This window comes from Parabacteroides sp. CAG:2, from assembly GCF_000436315.1.
In the GTDB taxonomy this organism is placed as follows: Bacteria; Bacteroidota; Bacteroidia; order Bacteroidales; family Tannerellaceae; genus Parabacteroides; species Parabacteroides distasonis.
Map to the genome: position 1 here is coordinate 1 of NZ_FR885269.1, position 6,702 is coordinate 6,702.

Annotated in this window: 3 protein-coding genes and 1 pseudogene; all 4 read left to right on the plus strand. The window is 41.8% G+C overall.

The window, feature by feature from the left end; genetic code table 11:
- Positions 1–1,011: pseudogene (locus QVP94_RS03575) on the plus strand (SusC/RagA family TonB-linked outer membrane protein); the annotation flags it as partial.
- 13 nt (positions 1,012–1,024) lie between these two features.
- Complete coding sequence (locus QVP94_RS03580) at positions 1,025–2,653, plus strand: RagB/SusD family nutrient uptake outer membrane protein (protein ID WP_008772926.1); 1,629 nt, start codon at positions 1,025–1,027, stop codon at positions 2,651–2,653.
- 62 nt (positions 2,654–2,715) lie between these two features.
- A complete protein-coding gene (locus QVP94_RS03585; protein WP_022191992.1) occupies positions 2,716–4,572 on the plus strand; it encodes a glycoside hydrolase family 127 protein in 1,857 nt (618 codons plus the stop codon).
- A 16-nt stretch (positions 4,573–4,588) separates the two neighbouring features.
- A complete protein-coding gene (locus QVP94_RS03590) occupies positions 4,589–6,631 on the plus strand; it encodes a beta-L-arabinofuranosidase domain-containing protein (protein ID WP_008779113.1) in 2,043 nt (680 codons plus the stop codon).
- The last annotated feature ends 71 nt before the right edge of the window (positions 6,632–6,702 follow it).

Here is a 6,702-nt window from a genome sequence, read left to right on the forward strand (position 1 = left end):
ATATTAGTTATATATCAGATTGATATAAACTACACTTCGGTTCAAGAGTGGAACTTAGGAGTAGACTTCGGCGTTCTTGATAACCGTATCAGTGGATCTATAGACCTTTATAAACGCACGACAAAAGATATGCTATGGAACTATCAAGTAGCCACTCCTCCTTATTTATATCAGGAAATCCTCGCAAACGCAGGAACTATGCAAAATAAAGGACTAGAGATACACCTCAGTGCAATCCCAGTACAAACAAAAGAATTCTCATGGACAACTAGCTTTAATTATTCGACTAACAAAAATAAGTTGGTTGCCTTATCCAACGAGGAATTCCAATTAAAATCCGGTTATATAGAAGATGGCTGGACTGGCGAACCTATCCAACAATATACCCATCGAATATTTGAAGGGGGTGAGGTTGGTAATTTCTACGGTTTTAAAACTATTGATATAGATAGCGAAGGACGTTGGATTATTGAAGATAAAAACGGTAATCCAAAACCGATCTCAGAGCAACAAGCAGAAGATAAAAAAATTATTGGAAATGGCCTGCCCAAACACCTATTAAGCTGGGATAACAGTTTTACCTTCAAAAATTTCGACTTAGGTATAACTATGCGAGGTGCATTCGACTATGACATCCTCAACTACCCCCGCATGTTTTATGAATGTCCTGTAAACTTGACCCGGGGAAATTTGCTTGCCACAGCTTATGAACCGAAGTACGGAAAGACTGTACTAAACGACCAACAGGAACTTCAATATGTTAGCTATTTCATCGAAAGAGGAAACTTTTGGAAAATTGATAATATCACCATTGGTTATACCTTAAAACTTAAGAATGATTATTTAAAAAAGATACGTATATACGCAACCGGTAATAACCTATTCACATTTACAGGATACAGTGGATTAGACCCTGAGGTTAATACGCAAGGACTTAATCCCGGATGTGATGAATTAGGCCGTTACCCTTCTACACGTTCCTTTACTTTAGGCGCAATGTTTACTTTTTAAAATAAATAAACTCATGAATACAATTAAAAAACATATAAATATCTTATTATTAGGTTGCTGTTCATTGAACTTTATTTCCTGCACAGACCTAACCGAAGAAATCTTCTCTGACATTACTGAAGATAGTTATAAATATGAAGCTGGAGATGCGACTAAAGTGGTTGGTGCCGCTTATACCAATCTTCAAGATTGGGGATATTGCGGTTCCGGACAAGCTCCAATGCTGAGTCAAGAAATATGTACCGATGCCGCAGTGTTCCCCGCTAATGGTTCCGGTTGGGATGATGGAGGTGTATTTCGTAGAATGCATCAACATTCATGGAACTCCGAACAATTACAAGTGAATCGTTTATGGGAAGTTTGCTATTCCGGAATTATCTTGGCAAACCGGGCTATCAGCATTATCAACCAAGATGATTTTCCTTTTGCCGCAAATGAAAACAAGGCTGCCATGATCGCTGAATCTCGAGCATTACGTGCTTTCTATTACTGGTACATCATGGATAATTTCGGAGATGCTCCTTTAGTAACGGAACCCACCTCAGAATTACCTGTAAAAACATCCCGGAAGGATCTTTATGATTTTATAGTCAAAGAACTAAAAGAGTCTTTCAGCGATCTCCCAACAGAGAAAAATGAATCTAATTATGGAAGATTCACATTATGGGGAGCTAAAGCCCTCCTCGCTAACGTATATTTGAACGCAGAAGTATATACAGGTGATCCCCAATGGAATGCTTGTATTCAAGAGTGTGATGATATTATTAATTCAGGAAAATACAGTTTAGACATTAATTATAGCGATCCATTTAAGGCACACAATGAAAACTCATTAGAAAATATATTAGTCATTCCTTATGATGAAATATTTGCCACTGGATTTAACTATCATTTAGCCGCCTTACACGGAGCAAACCAAAAAACGTATGATCTAGTTGGAAGCCCTTGGGGAGCTGGGGCCTATAAAGGAATACCTCAATTCATCGACACCTATGATCCAGATGACGAACGTTTAAATGCGACTTGGCTAGGAGGTCCTCAATACGCATCTGACGGGACACCTCTCACAGGCTCTTATGACTTAATGGGACAACCGCTTATCTTCGTCAACAAAATGCCCAACGGAATTTTCACTGGTGAGGCAGAAGGATATCGCTGGTTAAAATATGAGGTTGAGATGGGAGCCAGAAGTGAACTAAATAATGATTTGGTCTTATTCAGACTTACGCAAGTCCATATGATGAAAGCAGAATGCCTTTTACGTACTGGGAAAGCAGATCAAGCAGCGTCTATTGTAAGTATGGTCAGAAAAAGAGCTTTTAAAGAACATCCTGAAAAAGCAATTGTCTCAGGAGCGCAATTACAAGAAAAATCCTGTTACAAATACGGTACGGTAGAAAACTATGTATTAACTTCGCAAAATCAAGTTTATCCAGAAAAATTCGGACGTTTCTATGATGAACTAGGTTGGGAATTCGCTGGAGAATCTTATCGCCGGAGAGATATGATACGTTTCGGTCATTTCACAAAAGCTAAATGGTTATCTCATGAGCCGAATGGAGATTATAAAACGGTATTTCCCTTACCTCAAAAAGTAGTAGATACCAATCCGAATCTGGAACAAAATCCGAATTATCAATAATAACATAGAGGGTATGTCTCTATATTGACATACCCTCCTTTAATCTCAATTTCTAAAGCTATATGAAGCAATACCTTTTACTCGCTGCGTCTGCCTTTCTTTTGCAAGGGTGCCAGACCTCTAAAGAAGATATAAAGGAACAGCCTTTGAAGATGATCGAGCAGATCGATTTCTCTCATGTGAAAATCAATGACAACTTTTGGTCACCCAGACTCAGCAAACATGTCTCGGCGACCTTGCCTGTCTGTATCGATCAAATAGAGAATCAAACCGGACGTATCCGTAATTTCGAGAATGCAGCGAAAGGGGAAGGAGAGCATTCCGGCATTTTCTTTGATGATTCCGACGTATATAAAGCGTTAGAAGGTATGGCTTATAGCCTGATCAACAATCCGGATCCCGAGCTGGAAAAGAAAGCGGACGAATGGATTGATAAATTCGCTGCCGCCCAACAACCGGATGGCTACATCAATACCTTCTATACACTCACCGGATTGGATAAACGGTGGACCAATATGGACAAGCATGAGATGTACTGCGCCGGACATATGATTGAGGCAGGAGTAGCGTATTATCAAGCTACAGGAAAGCGCAAGTTATTAGACGTATGTATACGCATGACAGATCATATGATGAGCCAATTCGGTCCGGGAAAAAGACATTGGGTACCGGGACACGAGGAAATAGAACTGGCGCTTGTCAAGCTTTATCAAACCACCCAAGAGCAGAAATATCTGGATTTCGCTTATTGGCTGCTGGAGGAACGTGGACACGGTCACGGCACTATGGGTGATGAAGGTAAATGGAACCCGGTTTACTATCAAGATATCGTTCCCGTCCGGCAACTTACCGATATCTCCGGGCATGCGGTACGATGTATGTATTTGTATTGCGGTATGGCCGATGTGGCTGCCTTGAAGAATGATACGGGATATATAGCCGCAATGGATCGTCTATGGGATGATGTGGTACACCGCAATATGTATATCACCGGGGGAGTCGGTTCATCCCATGATAACGAAGGGTTTACGGAGGATTACGATTTACCGAACCTAGATGCTTATTGCGAGACTTGCGCTTCTGTCGGAATGGTGCTTTGGAACCAACGTATGAACCAACTTACCGGAGACTCTAAATACATCGACGTACTGGAACGTTCTTTATATAACGGTGCGCTTGCCGGTATCTCCTTGGGTGGAGACCGTTTCTTCTATGTCAATCCGCTGGAATCTAAGGGTGATCACCATAGACAAGAATGGTATGGTTGTGCTTGTTGCCCAAGTCAGCTTTCACGCTTCTTGCCTTCTATCGGAAATTATATCTACGCCTCCTCCGATGATGCGTTATGGGTAAATCTATATATCGGAAATACGGGGCAAATACGGATAGGAGAGACTGATATCCTATTAACACAAGAAACGGACTATCCGTGGGATGGATCGGTAAAACTAACAATTTCTACGTCTCAGCCTTTGGAGAAAGAGATACGCCTCCGCATTCCGAATTGGTGCAAAACCTATGATTTAAGTATCAATGGTAAGAGAATAAACGTGTCTGAGAAAAAAGGCTATGCGGTAATCAAGGATTGGAAATCGCAAGATGTAATCGCTCTAGATATGGATATGCCCGTGGAAATTGTTGCGGCAGATCCGCATGTCAAGGAAAATTTCGGCAAACGGGCGATTCAACGAGGGCCACTTGTATACTGCATGGAAGAAATAGACAACCCGGAATATTTCGATCAAATCCAGTTGAGCCCAAGTACAACATTCCAGACAGCCTTCGTTTCCGATATATTGAATGGGATAAAAACAATTAAAACAAACGGTAGGGCACAATCTGCTACCTTCATTCCCTATTATGCGTGGGATAACCGTAAAGCAGGAAAAATGAGGGTATGGATCCCCTATAACGAATAACTAAAAAAGCATCAAAATGAAGTATTTATTAACGATAACATTATCAAGCCTAATCTCAATTACCTCCTTTTCTGCCACTTTGCCGGGAAATGAAGGTTCTATCAACATTAATTACCCGAACAATCGTTATCCATTAGCCTCTAAGCCTTATATAGAGTTGCCTATTGGGGATGTTAAACCTGCGGGTTGGCTAAAAATCCAAATGGAACGAATGTGTACGGGAATGACCGGCCATCTGGATTCTATCTATACGAAAGTAATGGGACCGCGTAATGGTTGGTTAGGCGGAGATGGAGACGTATGGGAACGAGGCCCATACTGGATAGATGGCTTACTACCTTTGGCTTACATCATGAATGATGAGGCCTTGATCCAAAAAGTAAAGCCTTGGGTTGAATGGACATTGGCCTCCCAAAAGCCTAACGGATATTTCGGGCCAGATACAGACAGAGACTATGAACCCGGCTTACAACGGGATAACGCACAAGATTGGTGGCCCAAAATGGTTATGCTCAAAGTTCTGCAACAATATTATTCCGCTACCAACGATCAAAGAGTTATCTCGTTCCTCACTAATTATTTCAAATACCAGCTTTCTGAACTACCTAAAAGTCCTCTGGGAAAATGGACTTTCTGGGCTGAACAACGAGGAGGGGATAATCTGATGGTCGTATATTGGCTTTATAATATCACGGGCGATCCTTTCCTTCTGGAGTTAGGAGAGTTAATCCATAAGCAAACCTTCAATTGGACCGACGTGTTCTTGAACCAAGATCATTTAGCCCGGCAAAACAGCCTGCATTGTGTAAATCTCGCCCAAGGATTCAAGGAACCTGTCATTTATTACCAACAGAGCCATAATCCTCAAAATCTGGAAGCGGTTAAGGAAGCTGTACGGAAAATGCGTCATACGATTGGTTTTCCTACAGGATTATGGGCGGGAGATGAACTTTTACGTTTCGGTAACCCGACACAAGGATCAGAACTCTGTACCGCTGTCGAGATGATGTTCTCTCTCGAGAAAATGTTAGAGATAACCGGAGATGTCCAGTGGGCTGATCATTTAGAGAAAGTCGCATACAATGTACTGCCAACGCAGATCAAGGATGACTTTTCCGCACGACAATATTATCAGCAAGTCAATCAAATAGCGATCACTTGCGAAGGACGTAACTTTGTCTCACCACACGAGGACACAGACATTGTTTTCGGAGAATTGAGCGGTTATCCTTGTTGTACCTCCAATCTACATCAAGGCTGGCCTAAATTCACACGACATCTATGGTTTGCCACCGCCGATAATGGCATCGCTTCACTTATCTACGCACCATCGGAAGTGACTGCCCAAGTGGGAAACGACATCACGGTTAAAATCGCAGAGAAGACCGATTATCCCTTTGAAGAAAAGATCGATTTCAATTTATCGTTCCCTAGCAAGAAAGACAAGAAAGCCTTTTTCCCTTTTCACTTGCGTATTCCTGCTTGGTGTAATAATCCCGTGATTACGATAAATGGCGAGGCTGTCTCTATCGCAGCTCACTCTGGCGAAATCGTACGAATCAACCGAGAATGGAAAGATGGCGATCATATCCAGCTAGAGCTACCCATGCGTATATCCACAAGCAATTGGTATGACGATGCGGTTGTTATCGAACGAGGCCCATTATTGTATTCCCTAAAGATGGATGAGAAATGGGAACGCAAGGTTGATCAACGCCCGGAGTCTTCACATAAAGGAGAATGGTATTATGAGGTCACCTCTACTTCACCATGGAATTATTCCCTGATTCGCAAATATCTGAAAGAAGAAGAACTAGAGAAAAATTTCGTCGTTAGAAAGGCAGAGAACATCGCCCCTTACCCATGGAACCTAGAGAATGCCCCTATCACGATCAAAACAAAGGGACGGATCTTACCTTCATGGAAAATGTTCAAAGGTTCCGCCGGCCCCGTAAATTTCTTCATGCAAGCCAACGAACCGATGGGTGATGAAGAGACGATCGAGTTAATTCCTTATGGCTGTACCACTTTACGTATAACCGAGTTCCCGGTACGATAAAATAATGTGCCAATATGTTCATATGTGCCAATATGCCAATGCTTATTTTACACAAATAGTATTCGCATTGG

Coding starts and splice junctions, on each gene's coding strand:
- QVP94_RS03580 (WP_008772926.1), top strand. CDS start 1,025: ATGAATACAATTAAAAAACATATAAATATCTTATTATTAGGTTGCTGT.
- QVP94_RS03585 (WP_022191992.1), top strand. CDS start 2,716: ATGAAGCAATACCTTTTACTCGCTGCGTCTGCCTTTCTTTTGCAAGGG.
- QVP94_RS03590 (WP_008779113.1), top strand. CDS start 4,589: ATGAAGTATTTATTAACGATAACATTATCAAGCCTAATCTCAATTACC.